Genomic DNA, 15,594 nt, shown 5'->3' on the forward strand with positions numbered 1-15,594 from the left:
GCGATCATGACAACAGAACAACAGGGCTGGAGCCGGTCCAGCTAACCCACACAGTGTCTCCCCAATCGAAGTGCTCCTGATCGTAACGCGAACGGTTGGGGCGGGAGACACGAAGCAACTGTCCCGAGGGCAGCTGAACGTGGAAGATAGACGTATCGCCTAAATATGAGACTTCCTTGATCTCACCGCGTGCGACGTTGTGGGCGGCCGGGCACTCCGGCACTGCGGGCGGCTCACCGGCATCCTTGTGCAGATTGATCTTCTCGGGCCGAATGGCAACCCATACGGAAGATCCAGCGTTACCGGGCGAACTGTGCGGCATGTAAACGCTATGCGGTGCAAGGTCCGGGCAGGCCACGACGGCTTCATCGGTTCCATCCTTGGTCAGCTTGCCTTCGAACATGTTGACCGATCCGATGAAGTCCGCGACGAAGCGCGAGGCTGGAAACTCGTAGAGATCATTGGGCGTACCCAGCTGCGCAATCGCTCCTTTGTGCATGACGGCGATGCGTGAAGCGATGGCGAGAGCTTCGTCCTGATCGTGGGTCACCATGATGAATGTGATGCCGACCTTCTGCTGGAGTTGCGAAAGCTCAAAGCGCATGGCTTCGCGCAATTTGGCATCGAGCGCGGAGAGTGGCTCATCGAGAAGCAGGACCTTGGGCCGCTTGATGAGTGCGCGAGCTAAAGCCACACGCTGACGCTGTCCGCCCGATAGCTGATCAGGTTTGCGCGCACCCAGATGGCCGAGCTGCACGAGGTCGAGAGCCTCCTGCACCCGCGCCTGGATTTCTTCCTTTGGCAGCCCGTCAATCTTGAGTCCGTAGGCGACATTGTCGGCGACCGTCATGTGGGGGAAGACGGCGTACGACTGAAACACCATGTTGACGGGCCGCTTGTTGGGTGGCGTCTCGCCCATATCTTGTCCGTCGATGAAGACGGCGCCTTCGGTTGGAACCTCGAAGCCCGCCAGCATGCGCAGAAGCGTCGTCTTCCCGCATCCGGAGGGGCCGAGGAGCGCGAAGAATTCTCCCGGCATGATATCGAGCGACACGTTGTCGACAGCCGTCATCGATCCAAACCGCTTCACGATGTTGCGAAACGAGATGATTGGCTTATCTGCCGCCGCATCGTTGGTGCGTTGCGCGAGTTGGTCCATTACTTTGCTCCTCAACTCGAATTGGATTTCTTCTGTCCGATCATCATCAGCACCATCAGCGCGACGGTAAGAAGGATCAGCATGGTGGATGCGGCATTGACCTCGGGCGTCACCGAGAAGCGGACCATGGAATACACCTTCACGGGGAAGGTTACGGTGTTGGGTCCGGAGGTGAAAAACGTAATAACGAAATCGTCGAGAGATAGCGTGAACGAGAGGAGCGCGCCGGCGATCAGGGCGGGCTTCATGTGAGGCAGCAAGACATCGCGGAATGCTTGCCAGTCGGATGCGCCCAGGTCGCGCGCGGCCTCTTCCTGTTCATTATTGAAGCTCGCGAGGCGCGCGCGCACGACCATAGCAACGAACGGGAAGCAGAAGGATACGTGCGCGATGATGATAGCGCCAAGGCTGAGCGGCCAGGGTAGGTCGTGCGGCCAGGGAATGACGCGTGAGAAGAATAGCAGCATGGCGACACCCATGCAGATTTCAGGCACCACGATAGGCAAAGACAGCGTGCCTTCGATGGCGCCCTTGAATGGGAATTTGAACCTCCAAAGCATGACTGCCGCGAGCGCTCCCAGCACGAGCGATATCAGCGTCGTTACCAGGGCAATCGTGAGTGAGTTGGCAAATGCTAGCATGAGGCTGTCGTTGTGGAACAGCTTGTCGTAGTATTTGAAGGTGAAGCCTTTCCAGACAATGATGCGCTTGCTGTCGTTGAAGGAAAATGCAATCAGCGCCATAAGTGGCGCGTAGAGGAAAAAGAACACACCTGCGAGCCACAGACGCATGGGCCACAGGCGGTTGTATTCGAGTGGGGCTGGCCGGTCGCTCATCTCATTCCTCCCCTCAGATGCCGTGGCCGTCCGCGGGCTTGCCGCGGTTGAGATAGGCGCGCAAAGCGATCGTGGCGAACGTTGCGTACATCAGCAGGAATGACAGTGCTGCGCCAAAGGGCCAATCGTTCGCCCGCTTGAATTGGCGTTCGATGACGTTGGCGATCATCTGGCTATCCGGGCCACCGAGAAGGTCCGGTGTGAGGTAGGCACCAAGCGCGGGCACGAAGGTGATGATGACGCCTGAGACGATACCGGGCAGTGCGAGCGGTACGACTACGGAGAACAGCGTGCGTAGGTGACCAGCGCCAAGGTCGAGGCTCGCCTCCATCAATGACTTGTCGAGGCGATCGAGTGCGGCATACAGCGGCAGAACCATGAACGGCAGATGCACGTAAACCAAGCCGACCACGACGGCAAAGTTGTTATAGAGAAGTTCAAATGGCTCGAACGCGGAGAACGGCTGCAGGCCAATGAAGGCGGCAAGCGTGCTCCCTTGGTTCCACAGCCATCCTAGCGTCCAATTGGCGAAGCCATCGGTGCGCAATACAGCCATGAGGGCATAGGTACGGATCAGCAGGTTGGTCCAGAACGGCAACATCACCAGCATCAGCAGTATCGGACGCGCCCGTTCGCTCGCAAAGACGATGGCCAGAGCGACCGGAAAGCCGATGATCAAGCATAGCAGCGTCGTCAAACCAGCAACGGCAAACGACTTGCCGAAGATCTGCAGATAGAGCGGTTGGAACGCGCGGATATAGTTGTTGAACGTTCCGGTGATCGTAACACCTGTTAAGCCCTCGTTTTGTCCAAACGAGTACGCCCACACGATTCCGAGCGGGATCAGAAAGAATATCGCTATCCATAACGTGGGCGGTAGAACCGTTGTCCAGAATGCTGCCCTGCTCTGCTTTTCGAGTGCCATGATCGTTTCCCGGCCAGACGTGCTCCTATGAGCGTGACACCTTTGGGAAAGGGAGGCGGCCACGACGGATGTCGAAGCCTTCGCCCTTTCCCTCTCCCCAGGCACGGGGAGGTGAGTGCTGCGATCAGTCCGCGCGCAGGCGGGTAAGTGACTCATCGAGAAGGCGGGTAATCTCCTCACCCGCGTAGCGCGGATATTCGCACTTGGCCACGAGATCGGCAGGCGGGAAGATGACGGGGTTGTTCTTGTAGGAGTCATCCATCAGCGCGGTCGCGGCGGAATTTGGCGATGGGTACTTTATCGTCTTGTAGATCTCGGCACCGACTTTGGCGTCGAGAATATTGTTTATGAACGCATGTGCATTCTCAGGATGCGGTGCGCCTTTCGGAATGGCGAGAGTATCTGACTGCTTCATCGCGCCTTCCTTTGGTACGATGAAATTGATGTCGTCATCCTCGACCATGATCTGCGCGATGTCGCCGTTGTATTCCATGACGACATCGACTTCGCCCGAGAGCAGGAGGTCCTGGCCGTTGTCCTCATGGAATGCCTTGATGTTCGGCTTCTGCTTCTTGAGGATTTCTTCGGCCTGCTTGATCAATTCCGGCGTCAGGCCGTTGATGGAGTGGCCCAGATACTTGACGACGTGGCGATACAATTCGCTCGCGTCTGACATGACGGCGATCTTGCCCTTGTGCTCATCGCTCTCGAACAAGATCTTCCAGCTGTCGGGCGTCCCGTTTACTTTCGACTTGCGATAGCCGATGCCGATGACCAGCCACGTGTAGGGCATCGAATACTTGCGGCCTGGATCGTAGGGCGCATCGTTGATGAACTCAGGCGAGACATTCTTGATGTTGGGGATCTTGGAATGATCGAGCGGCATTAGCAGATCCGCCTGGATCATGCGCTCGACGAACTCGCTGCCGGGCACGATGACGTCGAAGCCGGGATTACCAGCGCGCAACTTTGCGAACAACTCGTCGTTGGTCGCAAACAGGCTCATGTTGACGTCAATACCGGTCGCTGCCTTGAAGTCGTCAAGCGTGGTTTCACCGATGTAGGTGTCCCAATTGTAGAAGTTGAGTTTCTTTTCTTCATCGGCAAATGCGCTCGATGTGCCGCGTGGGGCAAACGTCAGCCCGATTGCGGCCGCGCCGAGCCCCTGCAGCACGGATCGCCGAGATCGCTTGGAATTGAAGAGTGCCATGATGTCTTGTGTCATTACTGTACCTCCAACATTCGATAGACTGACAAATGGTTCGCCTTCCTCGACCTCGCGGCGACGTCTTACGCGTCGATACCGCCGAGACAGAGGTATTTGATCTCCAGATATTCATCCAAGCCTTCGGCTGCGCCTTCGCGGCCAAGTCCGGATTCCTTGATGCCTCCGAATGGAACGACCTCGTTCGAGAAGATCCCTTCGTTTACGCCGATCATGCCGGCTTCGAGCTTTTCTGCGACGCGCCAGGCTCGTGCGAGGTTGCTCGAAAACAGATAGGCCGCGAGGCCGAAGGGTGTTCCGTTGGCAAGGGAAATGGCATCTGCTTCGGTCTCAAAGCGCATCAGCGCCGCAACGGGACCGAAGATCTCTTCCGACACAAGCGACATGTTCGGCTTGATGTCGCCGAGCACGGTCGGCGTGAAGAACAAGTCGCCCGCTTCGTGTCCTTGGCCGCCGTAGAGAACCTTCGCGCCTTTCGCGATGGCGTCCTCGGTGAGCGCATTGACCTTGGTGATGGCGTCTTTGTTGATGAGCGGGCCGATGTTGCACTGGGAGTTATGACCAGGGCCGACTTCGAGCTTCTTCACCGCCTCCACAAGGGCTGCCGCAAAGCGATCGTAGATGCCCGATTGCACGAGAATGCGATTGGCGCAAACGCAGGTCTGTCCGGCGTTGCGATACTTCGAGGCCATGGCGCCCGCGACTGCCTGATCGAGGTCGGCATCGTCGAAAACGAGGAGTGGGGCATTTCCGCCAAGCTCAAGCGTCAGCTTCTTCACCGTATCGGCGCATTGACGATACAGCGCCTTGCCGACGGAGGTCGATCCGGTGAAGGAGAGTTTGCGAACGCGGGGGTCGTCGCACAGAACCTTCCCGACCGCGGGTGCATGCTGCGTGGTGATGACATTGAAGACGCCCGGCGGCACACCTGCGTCCATGGCCAGTTTCGCGATCGCGAGGGCGCACAACGGCGTGTCCTCGGCCGGTTTGACAACGATGGTGCAGCCAGCGGCGAGAGCGGGTGCAACTTTGCGCGTGATCATCGCGATTGGAAAATTCCACGGTGCGATGGCTGCGACGACGCCGATGGGCTGTTTGATGGTCACGTAGCGGCGCGAGGCGACTGTTGTCGGAATTGTGTGCCCGTAGGCGCGTTTGCCCTCTTCGGAGAACCATTCGACGAACGAGGCGCCATAGGCGACCTCACCGCGCGCTTCTGCCAGAGGCTTTCCTTGCTCGCTGGTCATCAGCGCGGCAAGCGCCTCGGTATCGGCGGTCATCAGGTCGAACCACTTGCGCAGAATGGTGCCGCGTTCTTTCGCGGTCTTGGCTGACCACGCAGGCAATGCGCGATGCGCCGCGTCGATGGCCGCTGTCGTCTCGGCGGGGCCAAGATCGGGGACTTGCGCGATCGTCTTGCCGGTTGCCGGATCTGTCACCGCGAATGACTTGGAGCCCTTCACCCACTTGCCGTCGATCAGAGCTTCGGTCGGATATTTGGGCGCGGGCGTCGACATTTCGTCTTCCTTCTGCTTCTAGCGTAGTGTGATGGAAACGGACTTGAGATCGGCATATTTGTGGAGTGCGTGCAGTGAACGGTCGCGCCCGAAGCCCGATTGTTTGAAACCTCCGAACGGCATGGTGATGTCGCAGGCGTCCCAGCCATTCACCCATACAAGGCCAGCCCGCAGCTCGCGGGCAGCGCGATGGGCGAGCGACACGTCTTTCGTCCACACGCCGGAAGCAAGGCCGTAGACTGTACCATTCGCCATCTTGAAGGCTTGTTCCGTGTCGGAGAAGCGCGTGACGGCAAGGACGGGCCCGAAGACTTCCTCGCGCGACAGCGTTGCGTCGGCTGCAACGGCGTCGAACACCGTCGGCTCGACGTAAAAGCCGCCGGTCTCCTCGCGTGCTCGCCGTCCGCCGAGCCTAAGCGCGCAGCCTTCGGAATTTGCCTTCGATATATAGCGAAGCGCGGTCTTCATCTGCTCTTCGCTTACCATCGCACCAAAGCGCGTATCTGGGTTGAGCGGGTCGCCGGGTGTGATGCCTCGCGCGACAGCAAGGAGGTTGTCTACGAAGGCGTCCGCAATGTCTTCATGCACAAGCAGGCGGGAGGCGGCGGTGCAGACCTCGCCCTGATTGTAGAAGATGCCCCAAGCTGCATGTTCCGCGGCAGCCGTCAAATCGGGGCAATCAGCAAACACGATTTGAGGGCTTTTGCCTCCAAGCTCCAAGCTGACGCGCTTGAGGTTCGATTGACCCGAGTACTGCATCAGGAGTTTGCCGACTGGACCCGATCCGGTGAACGCAATCATGTCGACGTCCATATGCAAGGCCAGCGCCTTTCCGGCGGAAGCGCCGAAGCCAGGGACGACATTGAGAACGCCGGGTGGCAGGCCAGCTTCAAGCGCAAGTTCGCCCAGCTTGAGCGCGGTAAGAGGAGATTGCTCGGCTGGCTTGAGGACGATGGAATTTCCCATTGCAAGCGCAGGTGCGATTTTCCACACCGCCATCATCAGCGGGAAATTCCACGGAACGATGCAGCCGATGACGCCCAACGGCTCATGAACGGCAAACGAGATCCGGTCGGAGGTCTCCGGACCGACCTCGCCATAAACCTTGTCGAGCGCCTCTGCGTAGTAACGCATGGTCTTTATGGACGCTGGTATATCGACTTTGAGAGAGTCGTTGATCGGCTTGCCGACGTCGAGGCTTTCGAGCAAGGCAAGCTGTTCAGCATCGCGTTTCATCAGGTCGGCGAGCTTGAACAGAATGCGCTTCTTTTCATTGTAGTGCTTCTTGCGCCAGCGGCCGTCGTCGAACGCCGCACGCGCGCTTGCGACCGCGGCGTCGATGTCGGAGCCATCGCCTTCCGCAACGGCGTTGATAATGCGGCCGTTGCGCGGAGATACGTTCTCAAACGTCTTTCCCGACAGCGCAGGCGTGATCCTGCCGTCGATCACAGCATTGGATGGAATGGCAATCGAGCCTGCCAGGGCTTCGAAATGGGCGAGCGATGTCATGGCGTCGGCTCTCCTTGTTGTCCTTACGCGACCCGCGCGTACCACTGGTGATCGAGTTCGGTCACAACACGCTCGAACGCGATGCGTTCGGCCTGCTTCATCTGCGAGTAGACCTTCTGAAATGTCTCGCCGAATGCATCGGACACGGTCTTTGCCGTTTCGAATTGGGCCAGAGCGTTGACCCAAGCGGTCGGAACCTTGGGCGCGTCTGTTGCATCGCAATTGCCTTCTGCCGCCGAGCCCGGATCGAGCTTGTTGGCGATGCCGTGATTGATGCCTGCAAGAACGGCGGCCAGTACGAGATAGGGATTGGCATCGGCGCCGGCAATGCGGTGCTCGACGCGGGTTGCGTTGGGGGACGTATTCAACACCCGCAGCGATGCCGTGCGGTTATTGAAGCCCCAGTGTGCTGCCATAGGAACATAGGACTTAGGCTGATAGCGGCGGTAGGCGTTGGCCGATTGGGCCCAGACCGCCATGAAGTCGCCCATGGTCGCGCGCAGCCCACCAATCGCATTGCGGAACAGCGGCGAAATTGGATCGCCCGCAAACACATTCTTCCCTGCATCATCAAGCAGCGACACGTGAATGTGCATACCGGAGCCTGACCAGTCGTGGTGGGGCTTGGCCATGAAGGTGGCTTCGATGCCGTTGGCGCGAGCAGCGGCCTTCACCGCGCGCTTCAGAAGCAAACCGTCAAGCGCGGAAGAAGCTGGGTCCTTGGTGTGCTTCAGATTGATTTCGAATTGGCCGGGGCCCGCCTCTTGCAACACCGCATCGACAGGCAGTTTTTGCGTCTCGGCGATACGATAGATATCATCAATGAATGCGCTGGCGCAGTCGAGTTCCTCAAACTGATAAAGTTGCTGCCAATCTGGATCGCTGACCAAGCCAGGGGGCGTCTTGAGCGTGAAGTTCCCATTAGGTGAGGCCGCGCTGACGTAGAACTCCAGTTCGACCGCTGTGACCGGATGATAGCCCTTGGCGGCAAGACGTGCGGTCTGGCGTTGCAACAATCGGCGCGGGTCAAGTCCGCCGTCGTCCTCCACGGGAACCATGACGGCTTGCGCGTGCGTGGTATCGTTGATGGAAACCGGGGCGAGAGTATCGGCCAAAATGCGGAATTGGATATCGGGGTCGCCCGTCTCCCACAGACGGCCGGTCTCCTCCACGCACGAACCGCGCATGTCCATGATGTAGCAGGTCGAGGGCACCATAAAGCCCTTGTCGGAAAAGGCTACGAGGTCGCCCGCGCGAACCCGCTTGCCGCGACCAATGCCGTTGACATCGTGCATGAAGATGTCGATCCATTGCACGGTGGGATGCGCCGCAAGAAACGCCTTTGCTTGCTCGGCGGAGAGGTACGTTTCGTTCATGAGTACTTGGCTCCTGCCGCCGCGCCGAAGCGCTGGAACAGCTTGACGGATACTGGGTTGTTTCTTGCGTTCCATTCGGGGTGCCACTGCACACCCAAACAGAAGGGGTGATCGTCCGGACCGCGAACTGCTTCAATCAAGCCGTCTTCGGCGCGGGCCTCAGGTGTCAGCGTTTTGCCGATTTCCTTGACGCCCTGGCCATGAAGCGAATTCACGCGGATTTCGTCCTCGCCGATCCAGTCTCTGAGCTTGCCGGTCAGAGTGAGGGAATGAACCGGCCCCCACCGTTCCTCAAGCGTCAACTCCTTCTTCTCGCGGTGATCGTTCAGTCCTTGTTGATCATGAACCGCCTGGTGCAGCTTTCCGCCAAGAGCAACGTTCAGCTCCTGAAATCCGCGGCAGATTGCGAACATCGGGATGTGCCTTTCGACCGCCGTGCGGATCAGAGGTAACGTCACCTTGTCGCGTGCCTGGTCCAGCTGATCCGGCAACACCGGTATCTCGCCCGGAGCATAGTGCTCGGGCGAGATGTTGGAGGGGCTGCCGGAGAACAGGATGCCGTCGGCAACGTCGAGCACGGCGCCGATATCGACCAGCGCCAAGTCAAGCGGGATCAAGAGCGGTTGACACTCCGCCACTTGTGCCACTGCCGCCGAGTATTTCCGGCTCACCGCGTCGAAGGTGTAGCCTTCAATTGTCTTGGTGCAGCAGGGAATGACGACAACTGGTCGGCTCATGCCGCAACCTCATTCTTGACGGCTTCGTAGGTGGCATCGAGGGACTTCTTGATGACGGCTTCGGCCTCGTCGAAGTGCTCTTGCGTCCAGATCAGCGGCGGCGCGCACACCATCGTGTCGTACACGGCGCGCATGATGAAGCCGTTGTCGAAGAAGTGATTGCGGCAGATGAGGCCAACCCGGCCCGGCTTTTCAAATCGCGCCCGCGTCTTCTTGTTGGCGCAAAGCTCAATTGCGCCGAGCATACCGACCGAGCGAACCTCGCCGACAACCGGGTGGTCCTTGAACTTGCCAAGAAGCTTGGCGAGCGCGGGGCCGGTTTCGGTCTTCACTTTCGCGATCAGGTTCTCGCGCTCCATGATTTCAAGGTTCTTCAACGCAACTGCGCACGCGACCGGGTGTCCGGAGAACGTGTAACCGTGATTGAAGTCGTCGTCCTCGGCCATCAATGCGTCGACGATGTTGTCGCCGACAAGAACGCCAGAGAGCGGGATGTAGCCTGACGTGGCGGCTTTTGCGAACGTGATGAGGTCCGGCTTGATGCCGTAGTACTGGGATGCAAACCACGTTCCGAGGCGGCCGAATCCGGTAATGACTTCGTCGGCCAAGAACAAAATGCCGTACTTGTCGATGATCTTCTGGACTTCCGGCCAGTAGTTGTCCGGCGCGATTTTGACGCCGCCGGCGCCCTGAACGGGCTCACCAGCAAATGCCGCGACGTTGTCCGGCCCGCAGCGCAGGATTTCCTCTTCCAGAGCGCGAGCGGCGCGCAGACCGAGCTGTTCGGGTGTCTCGCCTGGAAGCGCTTCGCCGAACCAGTAAGGGTCCATGACATGGCGGAACCCTTCATAGACCGGATAGCTATGCTGATGGACGTGGCTCATGCCGCCCATCGAGCCCGCTGCAATAGTCGAGCCGTGATAGGCATTCTTGCGCGAAATAATAATGCGCCGCTTGGGCTGGCCTTTGAGCACCCAGTAATGGCGGATGAGGCGGATAGCGGTGTCGTTCGATTCCGACCCCGATGAACCATAAAACACGTTGTTGAGATTTTCGGGTGCGATTTCAGCGAGGCGGCGGGCGAGCCTGATCGCCGCGGGATGCGTCGTGCGGAAGAACGTGTTGTAGAACGCGAGTTCCTTCATCTGTGTGTGCGCTGCATCGGCCAATTCCTCGCGGCCATAGCCAATGGACGTCGTCCACAGACCCGCCATGCCGTCGAGAATGCGCTTTCCTTCATTGTCCCAAATGTAGGGGCCTTCGCCGCGTACGATGACACGCGCGCCGCCGGCTCGCAGGGACTTGTGATCGGTAAATGGATGCAGGTGGTGCTGTGCGTCCAGCTCTTTCAGCTGCGAGTATTGCTGCGCCAAGGTGAAACCTCCAACGATGCTCGGGTGAATGGGAAAGATTGCGAGCGGGAAGTTTCAGGCGGCGTGAAGCCAATGCGGGCGCACTGTTGAAGCTGAAGAGATTTGCGTGTCAGGCCGCAGGCATGGGCAACGCAGCGTGTCGAATGATGACGCGTCTCACCCTGCTTTGCGAAAGCATGGTGATCCAAACTGCCCGCGATCGGCGAATGACCGTTCACGTGACGCTCCTCCAACAACCAGCCCAAGTTAGTGAGGCGGAATAATTTCCGTCAACATCTTTGCGGACTTGCGCGTGCCCGAAATTCGGGCTTACTCTGCCTAAAGGCTACGGTGAAGACTTTAAAGGCTACGGTGTAGAATTGTCAAGCAGGGCAGCCAGCAAGATTTCCAAGAAGCGACCGAGGGGGCGGCGCGGCATTGACCGTGCCGACATTCTGGAGGCTGCTTTCAAGCTGTTAGCCCAGGAGGGAGAGACGGGCTTTTCGGTGCGCAAGGTTGGCGCGGCTGCGGGCGTCGACCCCATGACGGTCCTGCACCATTTCAAATCGAAAGAAGTCTTGCTGCGCGCGCTCGCTGACAAGTCTTTGGGGATGGTGACGCTGCCAATGCCAAGCGGAGACTGGCGCAAGGATTTGCTCGCGGTTGCCAATGCGTATCGCGATCTTGCCCGCCGATATCCCAATGTTTTCCATTTGCATTTTCGCTTTAACGCGACCGGTCCCGCAGACCATGCGTCGAGCGAGATCGTGTACCGGGCGATGCGCGCCACCGGTCTACCCGATCCGGCTGCCGCAGGATTGGGGCTTGCCTTTTATGCCTTCGTTCTTGGTTTTGCGCTGGCTGAGGTTGAAGGCTTATTGGTTCCGTTAAGCCGGGAGGAAGAGGACGAGCTCAACGCGCTCGATCCGCTTGGCTACCCCGCGACCCGTGCGTTCATTCCGGCCTTCAAGAGACTGGACGCCGAGGCGGCGTTCAATACAGCGTTTTCTGCCTTTATTTCAGGCATTGCTGCGCGTGCAAAGGTTTGAACCGGTCACGCATCGGGAAAAATAGCTAATCCTGTGTCAAGGTCGATATACGACGCGCCTTTTGTAGGCTAGCACTGATTCGTGCGTCGCGATTTCTGCATTGCACTGCACTTCAAGCGTCGCACGTCTATCTGGGGAAGGGTTTGACGACGCAAGGTGTCGCTGGCAGGCGTATCCGTTTTCGGGCAACCGTTTTGGACATGCGCTCTATCCAATTGTTTGAATACACGGCGTTTTAATTCGGCTGGCGCCCTGAGGTCCTTGAGCCCAATAAAAGGGTTAGGACAACTCATGCAAAATGTGGCCAAGGGCGTCACCTACGAGAAGGTAGATGACGCATACTTTCAAGCGCGTGGACTACGCCGTCATGCCGGCGTTTGGTCGTTGTGGGCACTCGGCGTCGGGGCGGTTATCTCTGGACACTTTTCCGGTTGGAACCTGGGATTGGCGTCGGGCGGATGGGGCGGCATGTTCATTGCCACCATCGTTATCGCAATCATGTATCTGGGACTCACGTATTCGTTGGCGGAAATGAGTCCCGCCATGCCGCACACTGGTGGCGCCTATTCATTCGCGCGCACGGCGTTTGGACCGTGGGGAGGTTTCATCACCGGGCTTGCTGAGAATGTCGAATACGTCATGACGGCGGCCGTGATCGTCTTCTTCATCGGTAGCTACCTTGCGGCCATCGTTGGCGCTCCGGTGGAATGGCAGCCGATCTTCTGGATTCTTGGCTACGTGCTGTTCGTAGGTTTGAACTATCTAGGCGTCGAACAGTCCTTCAAGTTCTCGCTCTTCATCACAGTTCTGGCGCTCTTGTGTCTTGCCGTCTTCTATATCAGCGCCATCCCGCACGTAGATTTCAATCGCTGGGCACTCAACATTGCTCCCGACGGTAGTGAGCTGCCGGAAGGAAACGGTCCGATGCTTCCGATGGGGATGTACGGAGTTCTTGCCGCGCTTCCCTTCGCTGTCTGGCTGTTTCTGGCCATCGAACAATTGCCGTTGGCAGCCGAAGAGTCGGTAGATCCCAAACGCGATATGCCCAAGGGGATCATGCTCGGCATGTTTACGCTCATCTGCTCGGCGTTCTTGGTGCTCTTCCTCAACCCGTCGGTGGTGGGCGTGGGCTCGCAAAAGCTTGGCGCTTCTGGCGAGCCGCTGCTTGACGGGTTCAGGGCATTGTTTGGCAGTGATATTGCCAATATTCTGGCGCTCGTTGCTGTGACCGGTCTGGTTGCATCGTTCCATGCAATCATTTTCGCGTTCGGTCGCCAGATCTACTCGGTCAGCCGTGCTGGATATTTTCCGACGTTCCTGTCGATTACACACGGAACCAGAAAGACGCCGCACATCGCCATGATCGTCGGCTCGGTCCTCGGGCTTGCCGTCATGCTTACGGTTTGGTTCGTGGAAGGTGCGGAGCAGGGTGCAAAGGTCATCGGTGGCACGTTGCTCAACATGGCCGTGTTTGGCGCCATGTTCTCATATGTGATGCAGGGGCTGTCTTACATTCAGCTGAAACGCAAGTTCCCCAACATCGAGCGGCCGTATAAGAGTCCGTTGGGTGTCTTCGGCGCGGCGCTGACGGTGATCATTGCGCTGGTCACCATCTACATGCAGCTTCAAGATCCGACATATCTTGCAGGCGTTCTTTGGGTGGCTGCCTGGTTTGCCGTTGGCATCATCTACTTTGCTTTGGTCGGACGTCATAAGTTGATCCTGTCACCGGAAGAGGAGTTCGCTCTTTCGCGCGGTGAATCGGAATACAAGTCGATCTGATCGCAGATCACCGAGACAGAAAATGAAACAAGTGCGCCGGCGGTGAAACGCTGGCGCATTTTTTTATCCCTTTATCGGGGCGTTGGTCATGACCATCGGCGGATGTCCGAGCTTGATGAGCCGCTCATTCAGGATCTCAATGTTATTGACGATATAGGGATTGCCAGGATCACCCTGATACGCCGCGGCCAATGTGCCCCGCGCTTTGTCGAGATTGCCACGCAGCAGGTACGAATACCCCAGATTGTTAAGTACGCTTGGCGTCGGGCCGATCAGTGCCTGCACTTTCCCGTAAGCCTTGTCGGCTTGATCGAAACGGCCGATCTGGTCGTAGCTTGCGGCAAGACCAAGCCAGGCATCGGGGTTGTGAGAGTCTTTCTCGATCGACTTCGAATAGGCGTCTATGGCGAGGCCGTAATGTCCTTGCGTGAATTGGAGTTTGGCCTCTGAGACGAGCTTCACGGTCTCGGGTAATGCCGACGTTTCAACCGCGCCGCCTTGGGCAAATGGATCTGTGATGTAACTCTCGCCCACGAGCGCGCCTTCGGCGCAGCCGCTTAGGCCGAGCGCGGCACCCACCAGACAAATAACTGCAGCTCGAAACTTCGGCACGACTATCCCCGCAACCAGTACCCAACCGATGACGCTATCCGCTCTCGAAAAATGCTGCGCGAGCGGATTAAAAACGCGACATAAACACAACTGGATACTGGCAAAGGGATCGGCAGTTCATTGTCTGCAAATCCTAACGAGTACTTCCCACTCGCAACGAGCCTGATCTTAGATTTTGAGCAGTTGATCTTTGATTGGGCAGGAGTTGCAAACTACACGTGGGTCTTGACCGACCTCGTTGTACCATTAGTGCCCCATATTGGAGCGCGCGCCAATGTTTTGGCGTTCAGATTAGACCGCCCTCGGACAGACCTGTCGATAGCCTGTTGAGAAGCCTCAGACGCAACGGCGGTTCGTGGAGCAAAATTTAAGAGTTTTCTAACGCTAACACGATGTCACCGTGGCCCAGTGGGATTAATCACATTCCATCAACACGCTGTTTATGAACTGCTTAAGCAACCCCATGCGATAACCCAGGTGTAGAAAGATTGCCACGCCTCGAGGCTTATCAGGAGCCGTTCACCCATGCGCCGCGACGTTGTGCTTGCGCTGTTTCTTGCTTCTACCAGCGGTTTGTTTGCTGCGGTGGGCGCTTATAATTGGATGCCTTCAGGGCCGACCAAGACGTTGGTGCTGAAGAGCGACGAACCTCAAATTCCGTTGACCACCGTTGTCGTTGCCAAGCATGACATGGCTTTTGGCGTAGCACTCGGTGCCGAGCAGTTGACGGAAGCAAAGTGGCCGTCTCAGAACATCCCTGAAGGCTCGTATCACACGATAAAGGAGCTGTTTGGCGAACAGCGCAACCGCGTCGTGCTGGAGGCTATCCGCGGCAACGAGCCCATTCTCCGAGGCAAGATTTCGGGTCCCGGCCAGCGCGCTACGCTTTCCAACATGTTGGACAGTGGCAAGAAGGCCGTCACGATCAAGGTCAATGACGTGCTCGGCGTCGGTGGCTTCGTTATGCCCGGCGATTTCGTCGATATTCTTCTTATTGTCGATGAGAAGGAAGCCGAAGACCGCAAGAAGCCGAAAAAGCCCGCCTATACTGATCTTCTCATCGAGCGTGTGCGCGTCCTCGCCATCGACCAGCTTTCCGATCTCAAGATGGAGACGCCCAAGATCGGTCAAACGGTAACGGTGGAAGTCAACTTGGTCGAAGCTCAAAAGATCGCTCTTGCCTCAACTATCGGCACGCTGTCGCTGGTGCTTCGCTCCACCGCGAGTCTGAACGTGTCGCAGGATGTGCGTCGGATGAAGGTCGGCGACCTTGGGGATAGCGGGGATAATACACCTGAAGCCACATTCCAGCCGACGAATGCCGTTGCCGAGGAACCGGCCAAGGTGCCACCTTCACCTGGCAAGGACGAGGGAGAGCCTCCGACCGTAAAGATCAATATCGTAAGGTCGGTTGACTCCTCCGAGTATACGGTTGCGCGCAGCAAGCCGAAGGACTGAGCAATCCTCGCTTTGGGGAAGTCCGGCCAAGCGTGAAAATCGCCTTGTTTCACCGGG

Annotated in this window: 13 protein-coding genes; 3 read left to right on the top strand and 10 right to left on the bottom strand. The window is 58.0% G+C overall.

Annotated elements, in window-relative coordinates; all coding sequences use genetic code 11:
- Positions 1-4 precede the first annotated feature (4 nt).
- The 9 genes from R3D51_06135 to R3D51_06175 form a co-directional block, all read right to left on the bottom strand.
- Positions 5-1,159: an ABC transporter ATP-binding protein gene (locus R3D51_06135; GenBank protein MEZ5899056.1), complete on the bottom strand. Its 1,155-nt coding sequence runs from the start codon at positions 1,157-1,159 to the stop codon at positions 5-7.
- 11 nt (positions 1,160-1,170) lie between these two features.
- The gene (locus tag R3D51_06140) at positions 1,171-1,995 is read right to left on the bottom strand and encodes an ABC transporter permease (protein MEZ5899057.1); all 825 of its coding nucleotides are present in this window, start codon (positions 1,993-1,995) and stop codon (positions 1,171-1,173) included.
- A gap of 13 nt (positions 1,996-2,008) precedes the next feature.
- A complete protein-coding gene (locus tag R3D51_06145; protein MEZ5899058.1) occupies positions 2,009-2,920 on the bottom strand; it encodes an ABC transporter permease in 912 nt (303 codons plus the stop codon).
- 124 nt (positions 2,921-3,044) lie between these two features.
- The gene (locus tag R3D51_06150) at positions 3,045-4,145 is read right to left on the bottom strand and encodes a spermidine/putrescine ABC transporter substrate-binding protein (GenBank protein ID MEZ5899059.1); all 1,101 of its coding nucleotides are present in this window, start codon (positions 4,143-4,145) and stop codon (positions 3,045-3,047) included.
- Between the two features lie 65 nt (positions 4,146-4,210).
- Positions 4,211-5,662 carry an NAD-dependent succinate-semialdehyde dehydrogenase gene (locus tag R3D51_06155; GenBank protein ID MEZ5899060.1) on the bottom strand — a complete coding sequence of 484 codons (1,452 nt, stop codon included), beginning with the start codon at positions 5,660-5,662 and terminating at the stop codon, positions 4,211-4,213.
- A gap of 18 nt (positions 5,663-5,680) precedes the next feature.
- A complete protein-coding gene (locus R3D51_06160) occupies positions 5,681-7,171 on the bottom strand; it encodes an aldehyde dehydrogenase (GenBank protein ID MEZ5899061.1) in 1,491 nt (496 codons plus the stop codon).
- A 23-nt stretch (positions 7,172-7,194) separates the two neighbouring features.
- Positions 7,195-8,547, bottom strand: coding sequence for a glutamine synthetase family protein (locus tag R3D51_06165; protein ID MEZ5899062.1), 1,353 nt, complete (start codon positions 8,545-8,547; stop codon positions 7,195-7,197).
- Complete coding sequence (locus R3D51_06170) at positions 8,544-9,284, bottom strand: gamma-glutamyl-gamma-aminobutyrate hydrolase family protein (GenBank protein MEZ5899063.1); 741 nt, start codon at positions 9,282-9,284, stop codon at positions 8,544-8,546. Before R3D51_06170 ends, R3D51_06165 begins: the two co-directional genes overlap by 4 nt.
- On the bottom strand, positions 9,281-10,657 hold the full coding sequence (locus tag R3D51_06175) for an aspartate aminotransferase family protein (protein ID MEZ5899064.1): 1,377 nt from the start codon (positions 10,655-10,657) through the stop codon (positions 9,281-9,283). Before R3D51_06175 ends, R3D51_06170 begins: the two co-directional genes overlap by 4 nt.
- Positions 10,658-11,016: 359 nt before the next feature.
- Between R3D51_06175 and R3D51_06180 the strand changes: the two genes are divergently transcribed.
- Together R3D51_06180 and R3D51_06185 are read left to right on the top strand one after the other, a co-directional pair.
- Positions 11,017-11,685 (top strand): TetR/AcrR family transcriptional regulator, encoded by a 669-nt coding sequence (locus tag R3D51_06180; GenBank protein ID MEZ5899065.1) that lies wholly within the window; start codon positions 11,017-11,019, stop codon positions 11,683-11,685.
- A gap of 291 nt (positions 11,686-11,976) precedes the next feature.
- Positions 11,977-13,467: an amino acid permease gene (locus R3D51_06185; protein ID MEZ5899066.1), complete on the top strand. Its 1,491-nt coding sequence runs from the start codon at positions 11,977-11,979 to the stop codon at positions 13,465-13,467.
- Positions 13,468-13,530: 63 nt separating this feature from the next.
- Here R3D51_06185 and R3D51_06190 read toward each other — a convergent pair whose 3' ends face one another.
- Positions 13,531-14,079 (bottom strand): tetratricopeptide repeat protein, encoded by a 549-nt coding sequence (locus R3D51_06190; GenBank protein MEZ5899067.1) that lies wholly within the window; start codon positions 14,077-14,079, stop codon positions 13,531-13,533.
- 525 nt (positions 14,080-14,604) lie between these two features.
- Here R3D51_06190 and cpaB point away from each other — a divergent pair.
- Positions 14,605-15,537: a Flp pilus assembly protein CpaB gene (cpaB, locus tag R3D51_06195; GenBank protein ID MEZ5899068.1), complete on the top strand. Its 933-nt coding sequence runs from the start codon at positions 14,605-14,607 to the stop codon at positions 15,535-15,537.
- The last annotated feature ends 57 nt before the right edge of the window (positions 15,538-15,594 follow it).

This window comes from Hyphomicrobiaceae bacterium (assembly GCA_041397645.1).
GTDB lineage: Bacteria > Pseudomonadota > Alphaproteobacteria > Rhizobiales > Hyphomicrobiaceae > Hyphomicrobium_B.

What these genes read in the sequence shown, in the direction of transcription:
- R3D51_06185 (MEZ5899066.1), top strand. Translation starts at nt 11,977, where the DNA reads ATGCAAAATGTGGCCAAGGGCGTCACCTACGAGAAGGTAGATGACGCA.
- R3D51_06165 (MEZ5899062.1), bottom strand. Translation starts at nt 8,547, where the DNA reads ATGAACGAAACGTACCTCTCCGCCGAGCAAGCAAAGGCGTTTCTTGCG.
- R3D51_06160 (MEZ5899061.1), bottom strand. Translation starts at nt 7,171, where the DNA reads ATGACATCGCTCGCCCATTTCGAAGCCCTGGCAGGCTCGATTGCCATT.
- R3D51_06140 (MEZ5899057.1), bottom strand. Translation starts at nt 1,995, where the DNA reads ATGAGCGACCGGCCAGCCCCACTCGAATACAACCGCCTGTGGCCCATG.
- R3D51_06135 (MEZ5899056.1), bottom strand. Translation starts at nt 1,159, where the DNA reads ATGGACCAACTCGCGCAACGCACCAACGATGCGGCGGCAGATAAGCCA.
- R3D51_06150 (MEZ5899059.1), bottom strand. Translation starts at nt 4,145, where the DNA reads ATGACACAAGACATCATGGCACTCTTCAATTCCAAGCGATCTCGGCGA.
- R3D51_06170 (MEZ5899063.1), bottom strand. Translation starts at nt 9,284, where the DNA reads ATGAGCCGACCAGTTGTCGTCATTCCCTGCTGCACCAAGACAATTGAA.
- R3D51_06145 (MEZ5899058.1), bottom strand. Translation starts at nt 2,920, where the DNA reads ATGGCACTCGAAAAGCAGAGCAGGGCAGCATTCTGGACAACGGTTCTA.
- R3D51_06155 (MEZ5899060.1), bottom strand. Translation starts at nt 5,662, where the DNA reads ATGTCGACGCCCGCGCCCAAATATCCGACCGAAGCTCTGATCGACGGC.
- cpaB (MEZ5899068.1), top strand. Translation starts at nt 14,605, where the DNA reads ATGCGCCGCGACGTTGTGCTTGCGCTGTTTCTTGCTTCTACCAGCGGT.